23 protein-coding genes and 1 pseudogene are annotated in these 24,657 nt (G+C 36.7%); 22 read left to right on the top strand and 2 right to left on the bottom strand.

Features of this window, described 5'->3' with window-relative positions; all coding sequences use genetic code 11:
• Positions 1 to 3 precede the first annotated feature (3 nt).
• The 6 genes and pseudogenes from DN389_RS16345 (at position 4) to DN389_RS28835 (ending at position 6,759) form a co-directional block, all read left to right on the top strand.
• Entirely contained in the window at positions 4 to 843 is an 840-nt protein-coding gene (locus DN389_RS16345) for a TlyA family RNA methyltransferase (RefSeq protein WP_001274751.1), read from the top strand.
• Between the two features lie 142 nt (positions 844 to 985).
• Positions 986 to 1,435, top strand: a complete 450-nt coding sequence (gene argR, locus DN389_RS16340; protein ID WP_001032581.1) for an arginine repressor ArgR — start codon at positions 986 to 988, stop codon at positions 1,433 to 1,435.
• Between the two features lie 266 nt (positions 1,436 to 1,701).
• Complete coding sequence (gene recN, locus DN389_RS16335) at positions 1,702 to 3,441, top strand: DNA repair protein RecN (protein ID WP_060488309.1); 1,740 nt, start codon at positions 1,702 to 1,704, stop codon at positions 3,439 to 3,441.
• A 121-nt stretch (positions 3,442 to 3,562) separates the two neighbouring features.
• The gene (spoIVB, locus tag DN389_RS16330) at positions 3,563 to 4,861 is read left to right on the top strand and encodes a SpoIVB peptidase (protein ID WP_002096319.1); all 1,299 of its coding nucleotides are present in this window, start codon (positions 3,563 to 3,565) and stop codon (positions 4,859 to 4,861) included.
• Between the two features lie 287 nt (positions 4,862 to 5,148).
• Positions 5,149 to 5,943: a sporulation transcription factor Spo0A gene (gene spo0A, locus DN389_RS16320; RefSeq protein ID WP_033658812.1), complete on the top strand. Its 795-nt coding sequence runs from the start codon at positions 5,149 to 5,151 to the stop codon at positions 5,941 to 5,943.
• Between the two features lie 253 nt (positions 5,944 to 6,196).
• Positions 6,197 to 6,759: pseudogene (locus tag DN389_RS28835) on the top strand (PRK06770 family protein).
• Between the two features lie 239 nt (positions 6,760 to 6,998).
• Here DN389_RS28835 and DN389_RS16310 read toward each other — a convergent pair.
• A complete protein-coding gene (locus DN389_RS16310) occupies positions 6,999 to 7,145 on the bottom strand; it encodes a YycC family protein (protein WP_001247671.1) in 147 nt (48 codons plus the stop codon).
• A 50-nt stretch (positions 7,146 to 7,195) separates the two neighbouring features.
• On the opposite strand from DN389_RS16310, the gene DN389_RS16305 reads away from it, so the two are divergent.
• Complete coding sequence (locus DN389_RS16305; protein WP_000172569.1) at positions 7,196 to 7,924, top strand: glycerophosphodiester phosphodiesterase; 729 nt, start codon at positions 7,196 to 7,198, stop codon at positions 7,922 to 7,924.
• A gap of 48 nt (positions 7,925 to 7,972) precedes the next feature.
• Here the strand turns inward: DN389_RS16305 and DN389_RS16300 are convergent, their stop codons facing one another.
• Positions 7,973 to 8,206, bottom strand: coding sequence for a DUF2627 domain-containing protein (locus DN389_RS16300; protein WP_149237369.1), 234 nt, complete (start codon positions 8,204 to 8,206; stop codon positions 7,973 to 7,975).
• 136 nt (positions 8,207 to 8,342) lie between these two features.
• Here DN389_RS16300 and DN389_RS16295 point away from each other — a divergent pair, with 136 nt between their 5' ends.
• The 15 genes from DN389_RS16295 to DN389_RS16210 all read left to right on the top strand — a co-directional run bounded on the left by DN389_RS16295 (position 8,343) and on the right by DN389_RS16210 (position 24,570).
• Positions 8,343 to 10,415, top strand: a complete 2,073-nt coding sequence (locus DN389_RS16295; protein WP_060488312.1) for a sigma-54 interaction domain-containing protein — start codon at positions 8,343 to 8,345, stop codon at positions 10,413 to 10,415.
• A gap of 195 nt (positions 10,416 to 10,610) precedes the next feature.
• Entirely contained in the window at positions 10,611 to 11,510 is a 900-nt protein-coding gene (yqiS, locus tag DN389_RS16285) for a phosphate butyryltransferase (RefSeq protein WP_097857885.1), read from the top strand.
• 34 nt (positions 11,511 to 11,544) lie between these two features.
• Entirely contained in the window at positions 11,545 to 12,645 is a 1,101-nt protein-coding gene (locus DN389_RS16280) for a leucine dehydrogenase (protein ID WP_000171359.1), read from the top strand.
• An 87-nt stretch (positions 12,646 to 12,732) separates the two neighbouring features.
• Positions 12,733 to 13,836, top strand: coding sequence for a butyrate kinase (gene buk, locus DN389_RS16275; protein ID WP_000056195.1), 1,104 nt, complete (start codon positions 12,733 to 12,735; stop codon positions 13,834 to 13,836).
• 4 nt (positions 13,837 to 13,840) lie between these two features.
• Entirely contained in the window at positions 13,841 to 15,262 is a 1,422-nt protein-coding gene (gene lpdA / locus DN389_RS16270) for a dihydrolipoyl dehydrogenase (protein WP_000090438.1), read from the top strand.
• Positions 15,263 to 15,289: 27 nt separating this feature from the next.
• Entirely contained in the window at positions 15,290 to 16,291 is a 1,002-nt protein-coding gene (gene bfmBAA / locus DN389_RS16265) for a 3-methyl-2-oxobutanoate dehydrogenase subunit alpha (RefSeq protein ID WP_000852549.1), read from the top strand.
• Between the two features lie 13 nt (positions 16,292 to 16,304).
• A complete protein-coding gene (gene bfmBAB / locus DN389_RS16260) occupies positions 16,305 to 17,288 on the top strand; it encodes a 3-methyl-2-oxobutanoate dehydrogenase subunit beta (RefSeq protein WP_000290073.1) in 984 nt (327 codons plus the stop codon).
• 15 nt (positions 17,289 to 17,303) lie between these two features.
• Positions 17,304 to 18,629: a dihydrolipoamide acetyltransferase family protein gene (locus DN389_RS16255; protein ID WP_098189935.1), complete on the top strand. Its 1,326-nt coding sequence runs from the start codon at positions 17,304 to 17,306 to the stop codon at positions 18,627 to 18,629.
• Between the two features lie 340 nt (positions 18,630 to 18,969).
• On the top strand, positions 18,970 to 20,148 hold the full coding sequence (locus tag DN389_RS16245; protein WP_000831201.1) for an FtsW/RodA/SpoVE family cell cycle protein: 1,179 nt from the start codon (positions 18,970 to 18,972) through the stop codon (positions 20,146 to 20,148).
• Positions 20,149 to 20,255: 107 nt separating this feature from the next.
• Entirely contained in the window at positions 20,256 to 20,960 is a 705-nt protein-coding gene (locus DN389_RS16240) for a DUF421 domain-containing protein (RefSeq protein WP_098189936.1), read from the top strand.
• Positions 20,961 to 21,030: 70 nt separating this feature from the next.
• Positions 21,031 to 21,489, top strand: coding sequence for an NUDIX hydrolase (locus DN389_RS16235; RefSeq protein ID WP_098189937.1), 459 nt, complete (start codon positions 21,031 to 21,033; stop codon positions 21,487 to 21,489).
• A 143-nt stretch (positions 21,490 to 21,632) separates the two neighbouring features.
• Positions 21,633 to 22,046, top strand: a complete 414-nt coding sequence (locus DN389_RS16230; protein WP_002008492.1) for a BrxA/BrxB family bacilliredoxin — start codon at positions 21,633 to 21,635, stop codon at positions 22,044 to 22,046.
• A 333-nt stretch (positions 22,047 to 22,379) separates the two neighbouring features.
• Positions 22,380 to 23,159, top strand: a complete 780-nt coding sequence (locus DN389_RS16220; protein ID WP_000735475.1) for a transporter substrate-binding domain-containing protein — start codon at positions 22,380 to 22,382, stop codon at positions 23,157 to 23,159.
• A 36-nt stretch (positions 23,160 to 23,195) separates the two neighbouring features.
• Positions 23,196 to 23,855 carry an amino acid ABC transporter permease gene (locus DN389_RS16215; RefSeq protein WP_001046922.1) on the top strand — a complete coding sequence of 220 codons (660 nt, stop codon included), beginning with the start codon at positions 23,196 to 23,198 and terminating at the stop codon, positions 23,853 to 23,855.
• Positions 23,848 to 24,570, top strand: a complete 723-nt coding sequence (locus DN389_RS16210) for an amino acid ABC transporter ATP-binding protein (protein ID WP_087985156.1) — start codon at positions 23,848 to 23,850, stop codon at positions 24,568 to 24,570. The genes DN389_RS16215 and DN389_RS16210 overlap by 8 nt, the downstream gene beginning before the upstream one ends.
• Positions 24,571 to 24,657 lie beyond the last annotated feature (87 nt).

Raw genomic sequence — 24,657 nt, 5'->3', positions numbered from 1 at the left:
CAAATGAGTGCAAAAAAAGAAAGAGTAGATGTACTATTAGTAGAGCGAGGACTTATAGAAACACGTGAGAAAGCAAAACGCGCCGTTATGGCCGGACTTGTATATGCGAATGAGATGAGACTTGATAAGCCAGGAGAGAAGATCCCACAAGATACAGAGATTACGGTGAAGGGACAAGTTATGCCGTATGTAAGCCGTGGTGGTTATAAACTTGAAAAGGCATTGGAGACATTTCACCTGGATTTACAAGATAAAGTTATGATAGATATTGGTTCATCAACTGGTGGCTTTACAGATTGTGCGCTTCAAAACGGAGCGAAATTATCTTATGCATTAGATGTAGGATACAATCAACTTGCGTGGAAATTGCGTCAAGATGAGCGTGTTGTCGTAATGGAACGGACAAACTTCCGTTACGTGACACCAGCAGACTTAGAACGTGGTTTACCGCAATTTGCTAGTATCGATGTTTCATTTATATCATTAAAGCTTATACTGCCGGTTTTAAAAACAATGCTTATGCCTAATGGGGATGTAGCAGCGTTAATTAAACCACAGTTTGAAGCTGGAAGAGAGCAAGTTGGGAAAAAAGGTATCGTTCGTGATCGAAAAGTACATGAGGCTGTCGTAGAAATGATTGTCGACTTTGCTATAAAAGAAGGATACGACGTAGAAGGTTTAACATTCTCACCAATTACGGGCGGGGATGGTAATATTGAATTTTTAATTCATCTGAAATGGCATGGTGAACGTGAGAATGGCGAAAATCATTCTCCAGTTTCTGTTGAGCAAGTAGTTACAGAGGCGCATGATGTCCTAAAACAAAAAGGAAAAGGGGAATAACATATGTTGTTCCTCTTTTTGTTGTAATTGTATAATGATTGTAAAAACAATTGTGTACAAGCAACGAATTATAAGTTAACATAAATAAGTGAAGTATACCAATGTTTAAACTATGGTAAGAGATAGTGTGAGGTGCAAATGTATGAATAAAGGTCAGCGCCATATTAAAATCAGGGAAATTATTGCGAACAAAGAAATTGAAACACAAGATGAATTAGTTGATATTTTACGTAATGAGGGATTTAATGTAACGCAAGCAACAGTATCGCGCGATATTAAAGAACTGCACTTAGTGAAAGTGCCATTACATGATGGGCGCTATAAATATAGCTTGCCAGCAGATCAACGATTTAACCCGTTACAAAAATTAAAACGCAATCTAGTGGATTCATTTGTAAAATTAGACACGGCAGGACATATGCTTGTGCTAAAAACACTGCCTGGTAACGCTCATTCACTTGGAGCACTTATTGATCATTTAGAGTGGGATGAGATCATCGGAACCATCTGTGGTGATGATACTTGCTTAATTATTTGCCGTACACCTGAAGATACAGGTGTTGTCTCTGATCGTTTCTTAAATATGTTGTAAAAAAAAATCTTGTTTACTTTCCTCTGTAAAGTGGAAAGTGAACAGGATTTTTTTATTGGTTAAAAATGTGAATTCTTAATTGTAATATAATATTTTCTTTGAATAAAATTAGAAAATAGGTGGATTGACCCGTAAAACGAATGTTTGGTACAATGGAGCGGTTAGAAAAGTAATTTATACATACAAACATATAGTTTGACTATTTGAATGAAGAACTGAGAAAAGCCCTTAATAGGGGATTAGTTTATAACGAGGTGAATGGGGCATTGTTATCGGAATTATCGATTAGAAACTTTGCTATTATTGAGGCATTAAATATTTCTTTTCAAAAAGGGTTAACGGTTTTAAGTGGTGAAACAGGGGCCGGAAAATCGATTATTATTGATGCGATTAGTTTACTTGTAGGTGGCCGTGGTTCAGCGGAATTTGTTCGATACGGAACAGAAAAAGCTGAGATAGAAGGGCTATTTTATGTAGAAGATGATAAGCATCCGTGTATTGAAAAGGCAGAAGAGTTGGATATAGAAATAGAAGACGGCATGATTATTTTGAAGCGTGATATCGCTGCAAACGGAAAAAGTGTATGTCGTGTAAATGGGAAACTGGTCACCCTTAGTATATTAAAGGAAATTGGAAAAACACTTGTTGATATTCATGGGCAGCACGAAACACAAGATTTAATGAATGAAGAGCGTCATCTATTTATGCTTGATCATTTTGATGGAGATCGCATTGTTAAACAATTGGGTATATATCAAAATGTATACGGTGACTATGAGAAATTAAAAAAACAGTTAAAATCGTTAAGTGAAAATGAACAACAAATGGCGCATCGCTTAGATTTAATTCAATTCCAGCATGAAGAAATCAGTAAGGCGGATTTAAAGATGGATGAAGAAATTGAATTAACTGAAGAACGATTGCGAATTTCTAATTTTGAAAAAATTTACAAAGCATTAGGCGATGCATATCGCTCATTAAGCGCTGACGGACAAGGGTTAGATAATGTACGAAGCGCAATGGGACAAATGGAGAGTATTACACATTTAGATGAAGTTTATCAAGAAAATCATGATTCAATTGCAAATAGCTACTACTTATTAGAAGAAGTTGCATATCAACTTAGAGAAAAGCTCGATATGATGGAATATGATCCGAAGCGTTTAGACGAAATTGAAACGCGTTTAAATGAAATTCGTATGCTAAAGAGAAAATATGGAAATACTGTAGAAGAGATTTTAGCGTATGCTGATAAAATTGAACAAGAAATTTTTACGATTGAAAATAAAGACGTTCATATTGAAACGACGAAGAAGCAATTAAAGGAATTAGAAAGTGTTATTCTGCAAGAAGCAACGTCGTTAAGTAATATGCGTCATGAGCTTGCAGAGCATCTTACAAATGCCATTCATCAGGAATTAAAAGAATTATATATGGAGAAAACAAAATTTGAAGTGAGAATCATGAAGAGAGAAGGAAATGCTGAAGAGCCTCTTGTTGAGGGTGCCCCGGTAAGACTTACGGCGGATGGCTACGATCATGTGGAATTTTATATTTCAACAAATCCAGGTGAGCCGCTAAAACCACTTTCAAAGGTCGCTTCTGGCGGAGAGTTATCTCGTATTATTTTAGCTTTAAAAAGCATTTTTTCTAAGCATCAAGGTGTTGCATCTGTTATTTTTGATGAAGTGGATACTGGTGTAAGCGGTCGAGTTGCACAGGCTATTGCGGAAAAAATTTATCGAGTATCAGTAAACTCGCAAGTACTTTGTATTACGCACTTACCTCAAGTAGCTTCAATGGCGGATTCACATTTATTTATTCGAAAACAAGTAGCGAATGATCGGACAATTACATCAGTTACCGTTTTAACTATGGAGGATAAAGTAACAGAAATAGCTCGAATGATTTCTGGTGTGGAAATTACAGATTTAACGACAGAACATGCGAAAGAATTACTTACGCAAGCGCATCATTTTAAACAGACAGCAGAGGCTATCCAGTAATGGATAGCTTTTTTTCTCAAATAATGATTTCTTAATTCTTCCGGTTATAAATAAAGCACTGCAAGGAGAGATTAAAAAGTGAAGCCAAGAAGAGGCTGAATGTGGGGTAGGAGCGAGGAGAGTGAACAAATTGAGATTAGAAAGATTTCGCAAAATAATAGGTCTTTGTCTCCTTGTTTCTTTAGTTTTTATTGGGTGTTTTAAACCGCTTCGGACGTTTATTTCATCTCCGAAGCAACTTGTTGTTTTTGAAGGACAACAATCAGAAATAGCTTCATTACCAGTTTTTCAAGCTTCATCTACAGATCGTCATGTGTTTACAGTAAGTTCCAATGAACAAAAACAAGGACTTATGGTAAATCCTCATCAAAATGGTGAAGCAGATATGGTGTTTCAGCTTGCTGGTTTTCCAGTGAAAAAAGTAAATGTGAAAGTATTGAAAGATTTTAAAGTTATTCCAGGTGGACAATCAATTGGTGTGAAGTTAAATACAAAAGGGGTACTTGTTGTAGGCCATCATTTAATTCAAACTGAAAAAGGGAAAGTATCTCCTGGTGAAACAGCTGGTGTGCAAATTGGAGATATGATTACTGAAATTAATGGTAAAACAATTGAAAGAATGAGTGATGTAGCACCATTTATTCATAATAGTGGTGAAACAGGTGAACCGCTTAATCTTGTTTTGTTAAGAGATGGAAAACATATCCGCACTAAGTTAACACCACAAAAAGACAGTGGAGAATCGTCTTATCGTATTGGTTTATATATTCGTGATTCGGCAGCTGGAATCGGAACAATGACATTTGTTCATCCTGATTCTATGAAATATGGGGCACTTGGTCATGTCATTTCTGATAACGATACGAAAAAGCCGATTCAAGTCGAAGATGGACAAATTATGCGTTCGACAGTTACATCAATTGAAAGAGGTAGTCATGGGAATCCAGGAGAGAAATTAGCGAGGTTCTCACCAGATCGTGAAGTGATTGGTAATATTACAATAAATAGTCCATTTGGTATATTCGGGAAATTAAATACAAATATACCAAATGGCGTAATGGATAAAGCAATGCCTATTGCACTATCTCATCAAGTAAAAGAGGGACCGGCAAAAATATTAACAGTTATTGATAAAGATAAAGTGGAAGCGTTTGATATTGAAGTTGTAAGTACAGTACCGCAAAAGTTTCCAGCTACAAAAGGCATGGTAATAAAAGTAACAGACAAACGTTTATTAGCGAAAACGGGTGGTATCGTACAAGGCATGAGCGGAAGTCCAATTGTACAAAACGGGAAAGTAATTGGTGCTGTTACACATGTATTTGTAAATGATCCAACATCAGGATATGGTGTTCATATTGAATGGATGTTACATGAGGCTGGAATTAACATTTATGAACAAGAAAGAAAAGCGAGCTAATTAATAATTAGCTCGCTTTTCTGTTGAAAAATTCGTTGAAATTTTGTAAAAGCTCCGCAAGAGGTGTTTTTTGTTGTAAAATAAAAGAAAAGGGTTGAACGTTTCGTTGTATTTCTATGATGGAATGTGTTGCGAAAGGGAATAAATGAACGATAAACATATTTTTTTGTGATTTTATCGGAAAGTAACAAACTTTAAAAGGGAATTTTCACACAATTGTCGAACAATTCATGTAGCCTAGAAGGATACACATGTCGGAGAATCGATTCGGTAAGGGAGGAAAAGCTGTGGAGAAAATTAAAGTCTGTCTTGTGGATGATAATAAAGAATTAGTATCAATGCTAGAGAGTTACGTAGCTGCTCAAGATGATATGGAAGTAATCGGTACTGCTTATAATGGTCAAGAGTGTTTAAATTTATTAAATGATAAGCAGCCGGATGTACTTGTTTTAGACATCATTATGCCACATTTAGATGGTTTAGCTGTACTAGAGAAAATGCGAAATATTGAAAGGCTAAGACAGCCTAGCGTAATTATGTTGACAGCATTTGGACAAGAAGATGTGACGACAAAAGCAGTTGACTTAGGTGCTTCATATTTCATATTAAAACCATTTGATATGGAGAATTTAACGAGTCATATTCGTCAAGTGAGCGGTAAGGCGAACGCTACCATTAAACGTCCACTTCCATCTTTCCGTTCAGCAACTACAATAGATGGAAAACCGAAAAACTTAGACGCGAGCATTACGAGTATCATTCATGAAATCGGTGTGCCTGCTCATATTAAAGGGTATATGTACTTAAGGGAAGCAATCTCTATGGTGTACAATGATATCGAATTACTTGGATCTATTACGAAAGTATTGTATCCAGATATCGCGAAGAAATATAATACAACAGCAAGCCGCGTCGAGCGTGCAATCCGTCACGCAATTGAAGTAGCATGGAGTCGTGGGAATATTGATTCTATTTCGTCCTTATTCGGTTATACAGTATCCATGTCAAAAGCAAAACCTACGAATTCCGAGTTCATCGCAATGGTTGCGGATAAGCTTAGACTTGAACATAAGGCTAGCTGAGAGTAAAGATAGTAAGGGATTTAAGTTTTAGTAAAGCTTAATCATTCTTTAAATTTATACTCGATATTAAATGTAAAACCAATGAACTTTTTATTTAATGACCAATGAATTTTAGAATTCGTTGGTCTTTTTATTTTATTGAGAACAAGAGATCATTTGATATCATGGAAGATAAATCCTGTTTTTAGTAATATTACATATAAGTGAGTTTTTTTATAAGATAATTAAATAGGTATAGATAGGGAGAAGGGGAATGAAAAATAAAATATTAACTTGGCTAGGAATAGTAGCAGCTATGGGAGTTCTTGCTGTTGCAGTTACATTTGGAATGTTAGAACTTGCCGATAATCCAGTAGATAAAGAAGTGAATGCTCAAATAGATAAAAAAGAAGATCCAACGATAGTAGGTAGAGAGGTAGATGGAGTCTTTGTTGATGTGTATGTTACTGAAAATTCTACTGAAAGCGAAGTCATTACAGTGATGCATCATATGACTCATCAAAAAGTAGTGGCAGAACGAAAATCAGAATCCATTCCAATGATTCAAAATAATGCTGAAAAATTAAAAAATATCATAAATAAGAGTGGCTTTGCGAAAAAAATGAGCTTTTAGAGATTGCTGATAGATGGGCGAAAAAAGATTTTAGTCAAATTGTAGAAGATCACAATTATTTCTCGGATGCCCAAGAAGGTAGCACTTGTAAAGCCACTAGAGCGATGGATGCGGTAGAAGAGCAACATTATATTTTAACTACATTCGGGGAGGAAAAAGCGAAAGAACTATACGATTCAGGAGATGCTCCGCACGTTCAATAAAAAATAATATAAGGGCTTCTAGTTTTATTATTACCTTGCTTTAAGGGCGCAATGGGTACTTGTGAATAAATATTTTTCTTTCTTTATGAATTGTAACAAAAAAGAAGATATATCATTCATTATTAAATGATGAAGTGAATGCTAAATCGCATCATAGTATATCTGTTAAAGGATTTTAGTAGGGAAGTCATCCGTGATATAATAGAAAATAATAAAAAGCCCTGCAAAACAGGACTGTATTATTCTTCGTCTTTATTTTGTTTTTCTAATTCAACTAACTTTTGAATTAGAATGTGCTGCGGCATATGCATAAGTTGTTCAAGTGGAACACCTAATGCTTTTGATAGGCGGACTGCAGTGTCTGGAGAAATTTGTAATGGTCTCATAGAAGTACCTCCTTTTTCGTATAGTATAGCATAAGATTGGGGGAGTGAGGATGACTCTTATATTTGCACATCGTGGTGCAGCGGGAACGTACCCAGAAAATACAATGATTTCATTTGAAGCAGCTGAATCTTTTAGAGCAGATGGAATTGAGCTTGATGTTCAATTAACGAAAGATGGAAAAGTTGTCGTCATTCATGATGAAACAGTGGACCGGACAACAAATGGAAAAGGTGCGGTTCGTAATTATTTATATGAGGATTTATGTAAATTAGATGCGAGCTATAAATTCGGTGATAAAGTAGGCTTTTGTAAAATACCTCTTTTAGAAGAGGTGTTAGAATGGATTGATAAAACAGAGTTGCTACTTAATATTGAACTGAAAAATAATAAAGTTCCATACAGAGGTTTAGAGGAAGAAGTTATAACGCTTGTACGGAAATGTAATCTAGAAGATCGTGTTATATTTTCTTCATTTAATCACTACAGTATGAAAAGGTGTCATATGATGGCTCCTGATATTCAAACAGCGATTTTATATCGCGAAGGTTTGCATAGTCCGTGGGCGTATGCGAAAAAAATGGGCGCTACAGCAGTGCACCCTAATTATCGTTATCTTCAAGATGCTGTTGCTGAATTAACGATGGAGAGTGGTGTGGAGGTTCGCCCTTATACAATTAATGAAGAAACGCTTATGCGTAAATATTTTGATATGAATATTTCGGCGATTATTACTGATTATCCTGAAACGGCAAGAATGTTATTGCCAATAAAAAAATGAGACCGCGTGTAACGGTCTCATTTTTTATTTATAAATAGTGGAGCTTTCCTATCTTTTAAAGCGAGCTTGTACTTTATTTCGTTTACGGTCTCGGTGTAAGACGAAGCCGCCAAAAATATAAAACCCGAGCGCGAAGCAAAGAGCGCCAATTAAAAATTGTAACCACAGTATAGAGAGTGGAGGAAATAGAATCCCGAATACAGTATCTCTCATTAACTTAATGCCAAACACAGCTAATGAAATAGGGATGAGTGCTAATGATAGAGCAAGGTAATGCTGCATATAAACGCTCCTTTTCAGATTTTTTTGTTTATTTCAATGATGTTATATGAAAAGGGGGTTTGTCAAGAGGGGGCTGAACGAGTAAGATAAGGGTGTGAAAAATTTTGCAGAGATACTTCGAGAGGAAGTGTAATATATGAAACAAAAAGTTTTAATTGTTGGTGCAGGTGAAGGTGGTAGTACACTGCTGAATCTGTTACAAAGTTCAAATATATTTCAAATTATAGGAATTATTGATATAAATCCGATAGCAAAGGGATTACAAATGGCTAAGGAATATGGGGTTGCAATTGGAGAGAGTGTAACGCCGTTTCTTTCTATGCATATTGATGTAATGTTTGATATGACGGGTGACGATGAATTACATAAAGATTTAATAAAGAAAAAGCATAAAGATACTCTTCTTATACCAGGTGATATTGCGAAAATTGTTACGAGATTAGCACATGAGAAGGAAGGTTTAATTGGAAAGTTAGAAGAACAGACGCAGCAAGGGGATTTAATTTTAAATTCTACGCATGACGGTATGATTGTGATTGATCGAGAGGGACAAGTACGTCTATTTAATAAAAGTGCAGAGCGTATTATCGGATATAAAAAAGAAGATGCGGTAGGGAAATATATTTTAGAAGTTATTCCGACTAGTAAGTTGCTTCGTATTATACGTACGAAACAAATAGAAGTAAATTATGAACTGACATTAGAAAATGAAAAGAAAATTATTACAACCCGTATTCCAATATTAAAAGAGGGAGGAGAGGTACAAGGAGCATTTGCGATTTTTAAAGATATAACAGAGGTTGTAGATCTTGCGGAAGAAGTTACAGATTTAAAGGAGATTCAAACGTTACTTGAGGCGATTATCAACTCGTCTGAGGAAGCAATTTCGGTCGTGGATGAAAAGGGAAGAGGATTAGTAATTAACCCTGCCTATACGAAATTAACAGGTTTAACAGAAGAGGACATTATTGGGAAACCGGCTACAACTGATATTGTAGAAGGTGAAAGTATGCATATGAAAGTACTTCGAACGCGTAGGGCGGTACGCGGAATACATATGAAGATTGGACAAAAGAAGCGTGATGTAATTGTAAACGTAGCGCCAGTTATAGTGGATGGGATATTGAAAGGAAGCGTTGGTGTAATTCGTGACGTATCAGAAATTCAAAAGTTAACAAATGAATTGAATAGAGCAAGGCAAATTATTCGAACGTTAGAAGCGAAATATTCATTTGATGACATTGTCGGAAATTCAGATGAAACAACGGCCGCTATTGAACAGGCGAAACTTGGAGCGAATACACCAGCAACAGTATTACTACGCGGAGAATCTGGAACGGGTAAAGAATTGTTTGCACATGCAATTCATAATGGAAGTAATCGAAAATATAATAAATTCGTCCGGGTAAACTGTGCTGCTATTTCCGAGACTTTATTAGAAAGTGAATTATTCGGTTATGAGGAAGGTGCATTCTCAGGAGCAAAAAGAGGCGGAAAACGAGGTTTTTTTGAGGAAGCGAATAACGGTAGTATCTTTTTAGATGAAATAGGAGAATTGTCTGCAAATACGCAAGCGAAACTCCTTCGCGTGTTGCAAGAAAAAGAAATTGTAAAAGTTGGTGGAACGAAAGCGATACCTATAAATGTCCGGGTAATTGCAGCGACACATGTGAATTTAGAAAAGGGCATTCTAGAAGGAGAGTTTAGAGAGGATTTATATTATCGATTAAATAAAATTCCAATTCACATTCCGTCTCTTCGTCAGCGAAAAGGAGATATACCGGCAATTGCAGACAGATTGATTCAAAAAATTAACCAAGATTATGGTCGGAATGTAGAGGGGCTCACTGATTCGGCTATTTCATATTTACAATCATATGAATGGCCAGGAAATGTGAGGGAGCTTGAAAACATTTTAGGACGAGCTATTATCTTTATGAATTATAACGAAATATATATTGATGTCCATCATTTACCACCTTTACATACAGAAGAGCAGACTGAGGTAAAACAAAATAACTTATTACCTGAATTAGAAGAAAAGCCACTTGAACAATTAGTGACAGAGTTTGAAGGGCATATCATTCATGAATGTTTAGAGAGGTTTGATGGAAATAAAACAAAAACTGCAAGAGCATTAGGAATTTCGGTTCGAAATTTATATTACAAGCTAGAAAAGTATGAGTGTGCAAAAAATAGCATGCAATAAATTGCGTACTGTGCAATTTATTGCATGGTATACAAAATGCGACAAAACAAGACAGAATGTTTTGTTATTTTCCAAAGTATTGATTTTACTGCATTTTGAATGCGTTTTCATTATTGGTAAGACCACTTTTAAAAGTTGGCACGGTATTTGCTTTATAAATAGACGAGGGACGACGGAAAGGGTTGATTACAAAATATGAAGTTAGAACACTTAATTGATCAAGCAGCAGGACAGCCTAAAAAAACTGTGGCTGTAGCAGTAGCTGAAGATCATGAAGTAATTGAAGCTGTAGCGAAAGCAATTAAATTACAGCTAGCTCAATTTCGTCTATATGGAAATCAAGAAAAAATAATGGGGATGCTACAAGAACATGGTTTACAAACTTCAGAACACGTTGAAGTGATTGCAGCAGCGTCAAGTGCTGAGGCTGCAGAACTTTCTGTTAAAGCTGTAAGAAATGGCGAAGCAGATGTGCTTATGAAGGGAAACATCCCAACAGCAAATATTTTGAAAGCTGTATTAAATAAAGAGTGGGGACTTCGTAAAGGTAGCACACTTTCACACGTTGCAGCATTTGAAGTTCCAAATTACGATCGTCTTATCTTTGTTACAGATGCAGCGATGAACATTGCACCTGATGTAACACAAAAAGCTGCTATTATACAGAATACTGTAGAAGTTGCCCAGGCAATAGGAATGGATTTGCCAAAGGTAGCACCAATTGCAGCGGTAGAGGTTGTTAATCCTGCGATGCAAGCGACAATTGATGCAGCGATGTTAACTCAAATGAATCGCCGCGGACAAATTAAAAATTGTGTCGTTGATGGACCACTTGCTTTAGATAATGCAGTATCACAAATTGCAGCAGAACATAAAGGCATAGTAAGTGATGTAGCAGGTAAGGCAGACATTTTACTCGTCCCAACGATTGAAGCTGGAAATGTGCTATACAAATCACTCGTATACTTTGCGGATGCAAAAGTAGGAGCTATGATTGCTGGCGCAAAAGCACCGATTGTTTTAACATCTCGTGCTGATTCAGCAGAAACAAAAGTATATTCATTAGCATTGGCAGTTGCGACTGCTTCAAAATAAACCAAAAAGGGTAAAACACTAGGGGGAAACGACAATGACATTAGAAATCTTCGAATACTTAGAAAAATATGATTATGAGCAAGTAGTATTTTGTCAAGATAAAGAATCTGGTTTAAAAGCAATCATCGCAATTCATGATACAACACTTGGACCAGCTCTTGGTGGAACAAGAATGTGGACATATGATTCTGAAGAAGCGGCGATTGAAGATGCATTGCGTCTTGCAAAAGGGATGACATACAAAAACGCAGCAGCTGGCTTAAACTTAGGTGGTGCGAAAACAGTAATTATCGGTGATCCACGTAAAGATAAGAGCGAAGCGATGTTCCGTGCATTAGGACGTTACATTCAAGGACTAAACGGACGTTACATTACAGCTGAAGATGTTGGTACAACAGTAGATGATATGGATATTATCCACGAAGAAACTGATTTTGTAACAGGTATTTCACCATCATTCGGTTCTTCTGGTAACCCATCTCCAGTAACTGCATACGGTGTTTACCGTGGTATGAAAGCAGCTGCGAAAGAGGCTTTCGGTACTGATAATTTAGAAGGAAAAGTAATTGCGGTTCAAGGCGTTGGTAATGTAGCATATCACCTATGCAAACATTTACATGCTGAAGGAGCAAAATTAATCGTTACAGATATTAATAAAGAAGCTGTACAACGCGCGGTAGAAGAATTCGGTGCATCAGCAGTTGAGCCAAATGAAATTTACGGTGTTGAATGTGATATTTACGCACCATGTGCATTAGGCGCAACAGTTAATGACGAAACTATTCCACAACTTAAAGCAAAAGTAATCGCAGGTTCTGCAAATAACCAATTAAAAGAAAATCGTCACGGCGACATGATTCATGAAATGGGTATTGTATACGCACCAGACTATGTTATTAATGCTGGTGGTGTAATTAACGTAGCAGACGAATTATATGGATACAATAGAGAACGTGCACTAAAACGTGTTGAGTCTATTTATGACACAATTGCAAAAGTAATCGAAATTTCAAAACGTGATGGCATAGCAACTTATGTAGCAGCAGATCGTCTAGCTGAAGAGCGCATTGCAAGCTTGAAAAACTCTCGTAGCACATACTTACGCAACGGTCATGACATTATTAGCCGTCGCTAATCATTCATATATTACTTTTACAAAAGGTGTGGTTACCTCTTATGAGGTTTCCACCTCCTTTTGAATTTATTAGTGGAGGTAGCAACAGTGTCTTTAAATCGAATTCTTGTTATTAATCCGGGTAGTACATCCACAAAAATTGGTGTTTTTGATAATGAAAGACCTGTTTTAGAAGAAACTATTCGTCATGACGAAGAACAAATTGGAAAATATAAGAGAATTATCGATCAGTATGAGTTTCGCAAAGAAACGATTTTAGAAGTTCTACATTCTCACGGTATTAACATTTCAAAATTAAACGCAGTTTGTGGGCGTGGGGGATTACTTCGTCCAATCGAAGGCGGAACATACACAGTAAACGATTCGATGTTAGAAGATTTAAAAAATGGGTTTAGCGGTCATCATGCTTCAAACCTTGGAGGCATTTTAGCATATGAAATCGCTTCTGGATTAAATATTCCGGCATTCATAGTAGATCCTGTCGTTGTAGATGAAATGGAGCCGATTGCTCGTATAAGCGGTATTGCTGGTATGGAACGTAAAAGTATTTTCCATGCATTAAACCAAAAAGCGGTTGCCCGTAAAGTAGCTGAAGAATTAAATCACAAATACGAGGATTTAAATTTATTAGTTACACATATGGGTGGCGGTATTACAGTTGGTGCTCATAAAAAAGGAAAAGTTATTGATGTGAATAACGGCTTAAACGGAGAAGGACCATTTAGTCCAGAGCGTGCGGGTACAGTACCGGTAGGGCAATTAGTTGAGATGTGTTTCTCTGGTGAGTATTACCGTGACGAAATGGTTAAAAAACTTGTTGGACAAGGTGGACTTGTAAGCCTAATCGGTACAAATGATGCGATCAAAGTAGAACAAATGGTTGAAAAAGGTGATCCGGAAGCAACTCTTATTTATAAAGCAATGGCATATCAAGTTGCAAAAGAGATTGGCGGAGCTAGCGCTGTACTTCACGGGAAAATTGATGCAATCGTTTTAACTGGTGGACTTGCGTACAGTAAAATTCTTGTTGATGAAATAAAAGAACGTGTTGACTGGATTGCAGATGTTATCGTACATCCAGGAGAAGATGAATTACAAGCATTAGCAGAAGGAGCACTTCGTGTATTACGTGAAGAAGAAGCGCCGAAAGAGTATGTTGTACGAGAAAAACAAACAGTAGCTAGGGGTTGAGATAATGGCAAGAGAATATGATTTAGTCATCGTTGGCGGCGGTACTGGTGGATATGTTGCTGCTATTCGAGCGTCACAACTAGGTTTAAAAACTGCACTTGTTGAAAAAGAAAATCTTGGTGGTACTTGTTTGCACAAAGGATGTATTCCTAGTAAAGCTCTTTTACGTAGTGCGGAAGTTTACGCAACTGCTAAAAAAAGCGAAGAGTTCGGAGTTATTGCAAGTAATGTAGAACTAAACTTTGCGAAAGTGCAAGAGCGTAAAGAGAAGATTGTAACGCAACTTCATAAAGGCGTTCAACACTTAATGAAACAAGGTAAAATTGATGTGTTTGAAGGTATTGGCCGTATTCTTGGCCCATCTATTTTCTCTCCAATGCCAGGGACAATTTCAGTTGAACTTGCAAGTGGAGAAGAGAATGAAATGTTAATTCCAAAAAATGTACTTGTTGCAACAGGTTCTCGTCCGAATTCATTACCAGGTTTAGAATTAGACGGAGAGTATGTTATGTCTTCCGATCATGCCCTAAAAATGGAAACGCTTCCTAGCTCGATTATTATCGTTGGTGGCGGTGTAATCGGTATTGAGTGGGCATCTATGCTTGCTGACTTCGGTGTAGAAGTTACAGTATTAGAGTATGCGAAAACGATATTACCACTAGAAGATCAGGACGTTTCAAAAGAAATGCAACGTCTATTCAAGAAAAAAGGTATTAAAGTGGTAACTGGTGCAAAAGTATTACCAGAAACATTGGTAAAAGATAATGGAGTAACAATTCAAGCTGAACATAACGGTGAGAATAAAGAATTTAAAGCAGAAAAAATGCTTGTATCTGTAGGAAGACAAGCCAATACGCAAAATATTGGTTTAGAGAATACGGATATCGTTGTGGAAAAAGGATACATTCAAACAAATGAGTTTTATCAAACGAAAGAATCTCATATTTACGCAATCGGAGATGTAATCGGTGGCTTACAACTTGCTCACGTTGCTTCTCATGAAGGAATTGTTGCAGTAGAACATATTGCTGGTAAAGAAGTTACACCAATTGATTACTCTATGGTATCAAAATGCGTATATAGCAGTCCGGAAGTTGCTTCTGTCGGTTTAACAGAACAAGAAGCGAAAGAAAAAGGCTATAAGTTAAAAGTAGGTAAGTTCTCATTCCGTGCAATCGGAAAAGCACTTGTATACGGCGAATCAGATGGTTTCGTAAAACTTGTAGTTGATGAAGAAACAAATGACATTCTTGGTGTTCATATGATTGGACCACATGTAACAGATATGATTTCTGAAGCTGGTCTTGCAAGAGTACTTGATGCAACACCGTGGGAAGTAGCACATACAATTCATCCGCATCCATCATTATCTGAGGCGATTGGTGAAGCAGCATTAGCTGTAGATGGAAAAGCGTTACACGCATAAAAATGTGGATTTAGGAGGTTATGAAAAATGGCAGAAGTAAAAGAAAAGCGCCATGAAGAGCTTGGCTTAAGTGATGAGCAAGTATTAGAAATGTTCCGTACGATGTTACTTGCACGTAAAATCGACGAACGTATGTGGTTATTAAACCGTGCGGGTAAAATTCCATTCGTAATTTCTTGTCAAGGACAAGAGGCTGCACAAGTTGGAGCAGCATTCGCTCTTGATAGAGAGAAAGATTATGCATTACCATACTACCGTGATATGGGTGTTGTACTAGCGTTCGGTATGACAGCTAAAGAGCTTATGTTGTCTGCTTTCGCGAAAGCTGGAGATCCAAACTCTGGTGGTCGTCAAATGCCTGGTCACTTCGGTCAAAAGAAAAATCGTATTGTGACAGGGTCATCTCCAGTAACAACGCAAGTACCACATGCAGTTGGTATTGCATTAGCTGGAAAAATGGAAAAGAAAGATTTAGTAACGTTCGTTACATTTGGAGAAGGTTCTTCAAACCAAGGTGACTTCCATGAAGGGGCAAACTTTGCTGGTGTACACAAACTACCTGTTATTTTCATGTGTGAAAATAATAAATACGCAATCTCTATTCCAGTTGAAAAACAATTAGCATGTAAAAACGTATCAGACCGTGCAATTGGTTACGGTATGCCTGGATATACAATAGACGGAAACGATCCGCTTGCAGTATATAAAGCTGTAAAAGAGGCAGCAGACCGCGGCCGTCGTGGTGAAGGCCCAACTTTAATTGAAACAGTATCATATCGTTTAACAGCACATTCTAGTGACGACGATGATCGTGTTTATCGTGATAAAGAAGAAGTAGAAGAAGCAAAGAAAAAAGATTCAATTATAACATTTGCAGCTTATTTAAAAGAAGCTGGCGTGTTAACTGAGGAATTTGAAAAACAAATGTTAGACGAAATTATGCATATCGTAAATGAAGCAACAGAATATGCAGAAAATGCTCCGTATGCAGCACCTGAAGATGCATTGAAGCACGTATACGCAGAATAGGGGGGAACGTTTCATGGCTGTAATGTCTTATATTGATGCTATTACATTAGCAATGCGCGAAGAAATGGAACGCGATGAGAAAGTATTTGTTTTAGGTGAAGATGTTGGTAAAAAAGGTGGCGTATTTAAAGCGACACACGGATTATATGATCAATTTGGTGAAGATCGTGCGCTTGATGCACCGCTTGCAGAATCTGCAATTGCTGGGGTAGCAATTGGTGCGGCAATGTATGGTATGCGTCCAATCGCTGAAATGCAGTTTGCTGATTTCATCATGCCAGCAGTAAACCAAATTGTTTCTGAGGCAGCAAAAATTCGTTATCGTTCTAATAACGATTGGACTTGTCCAGTTACAATTCGTGCGCCATTTGGCGGCGGTGTTCACGGTGCATTGTATCATTCACAATCTGTGGAAGCGATGTTTGCGAACCAACCAGGTTTAAAAATTGTTATTCCTTCTACACCATATGATGCAAAAGGTTTATTAAAAGCAGCAATTCGTGATGAAGATCCAGTATTATTCTTTGAGCATAAGCGTGCATATCGCTTAATTAAAGGTGAAGTGCCAGAGGATGATTACGTATTACCAATCGGAAAAGCAGATGTAAAACGCGAAGGTGATGATATTACTGTTATCACTTACGGATTATGTGTTCATTTTGCTCTTCAAGCAGCTGAAAAGTTAGCGCAAGATGGCATCTCTGCACATGTTCTTGATTTACGTACTGTATATCCATTAGATAAAGAAGCAATCATTGAAGCAGCTTCTAAAACAGGTAAAGTTCTTCTTGTAACAGAAGACAATAAAGAAGGAAGTATTATAAGTGAAGTGGCAGCAATTATTGCTGAAAACTGTCTGTTTGATTTAGATGCGCCAATCGCACGTCTTGCAGGTCCAGACGTTCCAGCAATGCCATATGCACCAACAATGGAAAAATTCTTTATGGTAAATCCAGATAAAGTTGAAAAAGCAATGCGTGAACTTGCGGAATTTTAATCGGGGGGACTATACATGGCTGTAGAAAATATCACAATGCCTCAGCTCGGGGAGAGCGTTACAGAGGGTACAATTAGTAAATGGCTCGTTAATGTTGGCGATCACGTAAACAAGTATGATCCGCTTGCAGAAGTAATGACTGATAAAGTAAATGCTGAAGTACCATCTTCTTTCACTGGTATTGTGAAAGAATTAATTGCTGGTGAAGGTGAGACGTTAGCTGTAGGTGAAGTAGTTTGTGTTATTCAAGTAGAAGGCGCAGATGAAGTAGCAGCGACAGCTGTTGAGGAAAAAATAAAAGAAGAACCAAAGGCAGAAGTAGCTACGCCTGAAAAAGCACCGAAAGCAAAACAACCAACTGATGGAAAACCACGTTTTTCACCAGCTGTTTTAAAACTTGCAGGTGAGCATAATGTTGATTTAGATTTAGTAGAAGGTACGGGAGCAAATGGCCGTATCACTCGTAAAGATATTTTAAAGCTAGTGGAATCTGGAAATATTCCGCAAGTAGGTGCGAAGAAAGAGGAAGCGGTAGCAGCAGTAGTAGAAGCGCGTCCAGAAGCACCAAAAGCACCAAAAGCAGCGCCAGTAGCACAAAAAGTAGAAGCTGCAAAACCAGTTTCTGTACCAACAATGCCTGGCGATATCGAAATTCCAGTAACAGGTGTGCGTAAAGCAATTGCAGCGAACATGTTACGTAGTAAACACGAAGCGCCACATGCTTGGATGATGATTGAAGTAGATGTGACAAACCTTGTGTCATACCGTAATTCAATTAAAGGTGATTTCAAAAAGCGCGAAGGCTTTAATTTAACGTTCTTTGCTTTCTTCGTAAAAGCAGTAGCGCAAGCGTTAAAAGAGTATCCTCAAATCAATTCAATGTGGGCTGGCGATAAGATCGTTCAGAAGAAAGATATTAACCTTTCTATCGCTGTTGCAACAGAGGACGAACTATTTGTACCAGTAATTAAACACGCGGATGAGAAGACGATTAAAGGTATCGCTCGTGAAATTACAGAGCTTGCAGGAAAAGTACGTACGAAATCGTTAAAAGCGGACGAAATGCAAGGTGGAACATTTACAATTAATAACACAGGATCATTCGGTTCTGTTCAATCTATGGGTATTATTAATTATCCACAAGCGGCTATTTTACAAGTTGAATCAATTGTAAAACGCCCAGTAATTATGGAAAATGGTATGTTCGGTGCTCGCGACATGGTTAACTTATGTTTATCACTTGATCACCGTGTACTAGATGGCTTAATTTGTGGTAAGTTCTTAGGACGTGTAAAAGAAATTTTAGAAAATACGTCAGAAAATAATACATCTGTATATTAATAAAAAGCTCGCTTATGCGAGCTTTTTATCATCTTATTTCTTCATCTACATCCTACTATATGTATAATATCTTCCCCAGTAATCTTACAATGAACGATTATGTATTAGGAATTTATGAAAATACATTGCTGATATATGGTATATGGATATAAAATAAGAAAAGAATAATTTTTTTGGCAAATCTTACTGACGAAACTGTAGTATAATATATTGTATTGTATGAAAAAGAGAGTTATTCTATATAAGTGTTTTATAGATAATGTGTAATCAGTCGTCAAAACATGAAGAATGTTGACTCCTGGTTTTTTATTTTGCTGTAACAATGTTTCAGGAGGATGTCATGAAAAGAAGTACCGAGTTTCTAAAAAGTTTAGATGTAAAATTAATATTAATTTTGTTAGCATTATGTGTTACGAGTATAGCTGCTATATATAGCAGTCAGCAAACTGGCCAATATGGAGAGGCAAACTTTGCGATGAAACAGGGTTTGAACTACATAATTGGAGTTGTATTGTTATTGCTTGTTGCAAGCATCGACTTAGATCAATTACAAAAATTGTCTTGGCCACTTTATATCGTCGGATTTGGTTCACTTATTCTTTTGAAAATACTACCGGTTTCCACTTTCACACCTGAAAAATTAGGTGCAAAAAGATGGTTTGTATTTCCGTTAGTTGGACAAATTCAACCATCTGAGTTTTTCAAAATTTCATTGCTTCTCGTAGTAGCAAGTATAGCAGTGAAACATAATGCGCAGTATATGGCAAGGACATTCCAAACGGATTTACAATTAGTAGGTAAAATTGTGCTTGTATCCCTTCCGCCTATGGCTGTTGTATATAGCCAACCGGATACAGGGATGGTGTTCTTATATGCTGCTGCAATTGCATGTATTTTATTTATGTCAGGTATTCAGAAGAAATTGATAGCGTTATGTACAGTTATTCCAGTCACCATACTATCGGCGTTAATATTTATTTACGTAAGGTATGAGGATTTCTTCTTTAATAAGTTAGTTACGTTACTAAAACCTCACCAACAATCACGTATTTTAGGTTGGTTAGATCCATTTGAACATACAGATCAAGGTTATCAAACACAGCAATCGATCTTAGCTGTAGGTAGTGGCGGTATGGAAGGGAAAGGATTTGGCGAAGGGAACGTCTATATCCCTGAGAAGCATACTGACTTTATTTTTGCTACAATTGCCGAAGAAGGTGGATTTATCGTAGCAGCGTTAGTTGTATTCTTGTTCCTATTACTACTATATCGAACAATTATTATCGGTTATTCTGCTGATAATTTATTCGGTACATTATTATGTGCTGGATCAATCGGAATATTAACGGTTCAAATATTCCAAAACATCGGTATGATCGTTGGATTAATGCCTGTAAAAGGGATTGCATTACCGTTCTTATCATATGGGGGGAGTTCCTTGTTCTCGAATATGATTATGATGGGTCTCATATTATCCGTACGAAAAACGTATAAAAAGTATATGTTTTCCGTCAAGTAAGAAAAGCTGATTCGTTTAAAAACGAATCAGCTTTTTTACATATATGCTCTTAAACGTTGCAAACTAAAGAAAAGTAGCAGTTTGAGATGGGTAAGGAGTGCAAAGTGATGCATATGCATATTTTTGAAGGGGCACGGCATCTTTCTAATAGTGAATGGGTTATTCGGGCTATTATAGCATACATATTTTTAATATTAGTTGCGAAAGCGATGGGGCAAAGGTCCATCGCGCAACTTCGTTTTTTAGATGTTGTATTAGTGTTATTGCTTGGTGGGAATATTTCTAACGCATTATCTGATGAAAAAGTGGGATTACTCGGCTCGATGATTACAACGTTCATACTCGTTGTACTTCACATTATAAGCTCAGTCTTAATGTTGAAATGGGATAGATGGAGACGCTTTTTAGAGCCAGCACCTATTATTCTTATACACAATGGTTCCATTGATTTTAGCAATTTGAAAAAAGCGAGAATTACGGTGGAATATTTATTTTCGGAACTTCGTATGCGAAATGTGAGTGATATTCAAAAGATTAAATTAGCATTATGGGAAGCGAACGGTGTCGTTTCTATATTTCAGTATCCAGAATATGAAGGAGTTTCGCGGCTTGATCTGAAAGTGGCGGGAAAAAAATCTCCAGTTTCATTTGTATTAGTAAAGGATGGGAGCATTCAGAAAGATGTTCTTGCTTTATTAGGGAAAACAGAAGAATGGGCGAGAGAATTTCTAGAGAAAAACGCAGAAGTTGAATCCATTATGTTAGCTACAGTAGATGAAGCACATAAAATAAATATTTTGTTAAAAAAATGAAAAATATACGCATTTTGTCGTTTCATACATATGATACAATAGTGTGGACAACGAAAAAGGAGGCGATACGATGGGATATGTAGAAGAATTACGAAAAATAGTTGGTCATCGCCCTTTAATTTTAGTTGGTGCTGTTGTACTCGTTATAAATGAAAATGGGGATGTTTTATTACAGCAAAGAACAGAGCCTTACGGAAAATGGGGATTGCCTGGCGGATTAATGGAGCTTGGCGAATCACCAGAAGAAACAGCTTGCCGTGAAGTATATGAAGAGACAGGAATAGAAGTGAAGAACTTGCGATTAATTAATGTATTTTCTGGAGCGAATTATTTTACAAAACTAGCAAATGGTGATGAATTTCAATCCGTAACGACAGCCTATTATACCGAGGAATATGAAGGGGAGTTTGTTATGAATAAAGAAGAAGCGGTTCAGCTTGCATTCTTCCCACTAACAGAACTACCTGATTATATTGTAGGATCGCATAAAAAAATGATTGCTGAATATATGAAAATTATGGAAAAGTAACGAAAAGGTGTTAGAACAGGGTTCTAACACCTTTTCTATGCTGAAATACAAGTAAACTTACTTGTATTTCATAAACATTAACTGGTAAGATACAAATAGATAGTTTTAGAGGAGGGAAAAGATTGATTAATTTTAACTTTTTTATGAATGATGTTGTCCGCCAAGCACGTGAAGAGATTGTCTCTGCTGGATATACAGAATTGACGACGCCGGAAGCAGTAGAAGAAGCGTTTAAAAGAAATGGAACAACACTTGTAATGGTAAACTCTGTATGTGGTTGTGCAGGTGGTATTGCTCGTCCTGCTGCTGCGCATTCCGTACATTATGATAAACGTCCTAACCATCTTGTAACGGTGTTTGCAGGTCAAGATAAAGAAGCAACAGCAACAGCTCGTGAATATTTCGAAGGATATCCACCTTCTTCTCCATCATTCGCTTTATTAAAAGATGGAAAAATTGTAACGATGGTAGAACGTCATGAAATTGAAGGTCATGAACCAATGCAAGTTATTGCAAAACTACAATCTTATTTCGAAGAGAATTGTGAAGAACTATAAAGTGAAACTTTAATCAGTGGGGGCATCCCCCACTGATTATCAGCCCTCACCAATCGGGCTTTTACTGCCAGTTAATGCGGGGTAAATAAAAAAAGGCGGTACGTCCACAATGAAGTGGATGTACCGCCTTTTTTTATTTAGTATTAAAATTTATGGGATATGCATAGTTGTGTTGTTTTATGCAACATTTTATACATACAAAACGGTGTTTGTATTGATATTTTGTTTATTTTTATTTTATATATTGCATAAAAATGAAAGTGCTGATACAATACAAACATCGAATGAATATTCTATTAAACTTTTAAATATACATTATTAGGGGGAAGAAAGATGAAGAAGTTATTATCAATATCGTTTGCACTTATTTTAATTGTAAGTATGTTCAGTGCTTGTAGTAATGGGGAAGAAAAGGCTACTGGAAAAAATAAGAAAGTACTGGTTATGGGGACTTCAGCAGATTATAAACCATATGAATACGTAGAAGCCTCAAAAAGTGATGAAATTATCGGCTTTGATGTTGATGTTGCTAAATATATCGGAAAAGAACTTGGTTATGAAGTGAAAGTGAAAGATATGGATTTTGGTGGTTTATTAGCATCTCTTAGCTCAGGAAAAGTTGATTTCGTAATGGCAGGTATGACGCCAACGGCAGAGCGTAAAAATAATGTTGATTTCACAGATATATATTTTGTTGCGAAAAACATGGTCGTTTCTAAAAAGGATTCCAATATTCAATCTGTAGAGGATTTAAAAGGGAAAAAAGTAGGGGTACAAACAGGATCTATCCAAGAAGAGAAAGCAGCAGAATTTAAAAAACAAGTAGATTTCAAAGTTGAGGGACGTGACCGTATACCAGAAATCGTACAAGAAATTAAAGCTGGTCGTTTTGACGCTGCAATTATAGAAGACACAGTTGCTAAAAATTATTTAGAAAAAATGAAAGAATTACAAGGAATTGAAATTAAAGAAGCACCAGAAGAAGTAGGAGCAGCAATTGCCCTTCCGAAAAACAGTGATAAAACAGCAGAATTTAATAAAGTAATTAAAAAAATGCAAGAAAATGGAGAAATGGATAAATTAGTGAAGAAATGGTTTGGCAGCGAGAAGTAAGCTGCCTTTCACTTTTCTGTGAGGGGAATGAAAAGAATGAACTTAGATTTTTCGGCGATTACGCCTTCGATACCATATATACTAAAAGGCCTAGAAGTTACTTTAAAAATTGTAGCAGTATCAGCGTTAGTTGGGTTTATTTTAGGAACGTTATTAGCGCTTTGCAAAATTGCTAGAATACGAGCATTAAATATAGCGGCAGATTTTTATACATCAATTTTCCGTGGTACACCACTTGTATTGCAATTAATGATTATTTATTTCGGTGTCCCGCAAATAATTGGTTATGAAATACCAGCATTCGTAGCAGCTGTATTAGCATTTAGCTTAAATTCAGGTGCATATATGTCAGAGGTAATTCGTGCCGGCATTCAAGCGGTTGATAAAGGACAAACAGAAGCAGCGATGGCTTTAGGGATTCCTTACGGGAAAATGATGCGAAATATCATTTTCCCTCAAGCATTAAAAAATATATTACCAGCGCTTGTGAACGAGTTTGCGACACTTACGAAAGAATCGGCTGTAGTAACAGTAATAGGAGCGACCGATTTAATGCGCCGTGCTTACATTGTAGGCGGTGAGACGTTTAAATATCTTGAACCATTACTTTTTGTTGGATTAATTTATTATATGTTAGTCATTATTCTTACATTAGTCGGGAAGGCAATTGAAGGGAGAATGAAGAAAAGTGATTAAAATTGAAAACCTTCATAAATCATTTGGAAAAAACGAAGTATTAAAAGGGATTACAACAACGATTGAAAAAGGGGAAGTAGTAGCAATTATTGGACCGTCTGGATCAGGGAAATCAACATTTTTACGTTGTATGAATGTGCTAGAAGCACCGACAAATGGTCACATTTGGATTGGAACAGAAGAAGTAACGAATCCGAAAACGAATATTATGCACGTTCGTGAAAATGTCGGAATGGTATTTCAGCATTTTCACCTATTTCCTCATATGACTGTATTAGAAAATATTACGTATGCTCCTATCAATGTAAAAGGAGTAACGAAACAAGAAGCTGACAAGAAAGCCGAGAAACTTTTAGAAAAGGTCGGTTTATTAGATAAAAAAGATACGTATCCCAATCGTCTTTCGGGAGGACAAAAGCAACGTGTAGCAATTGCGAGAGCGTTAGCGATGGAACCAGAAGTTATGTTATTTGATGAACCAACATCAGCACTAGATCCAGAGATGGTAAAAGAAGTGTTAGAAGTTATGAAATCATTAGTTACGACAGGAATGACAATGGTGATTGTTACACATGAAATGGGATTTGCAAAAGAAGTAGCAGATCGTGTTCTCTTTTTAGATGGTGGAAAGCTTGTAGAAGATAGCGCGCCAACAGAATTTTTTGTAGCACCGAAAAGTGAACGTGCGCAACAATTTTTACAAAAAATATTGTAATATGTAAAGGTTGCGTGAATAATAAGAAGAAAAGGATGACATTGTGTCATCCTTTTTTTATACTAACTGTAAATACGTTTATACATA

Origin of the sequence: Bacillus sp. AY3-1 (assembly GCF_008368785.1) — a bacterium.
Classification (GTDB): Bacteria; Bacillota; Bacilli; order Bacillales; family Bacillaceae_G; genus Bacillus_A; species Bacillus_A wiedmannii.
Note: the sequence above shows the minus strand (reverse complement) of the source record. Positions and strands in the feature narration are given on the sequence as shown.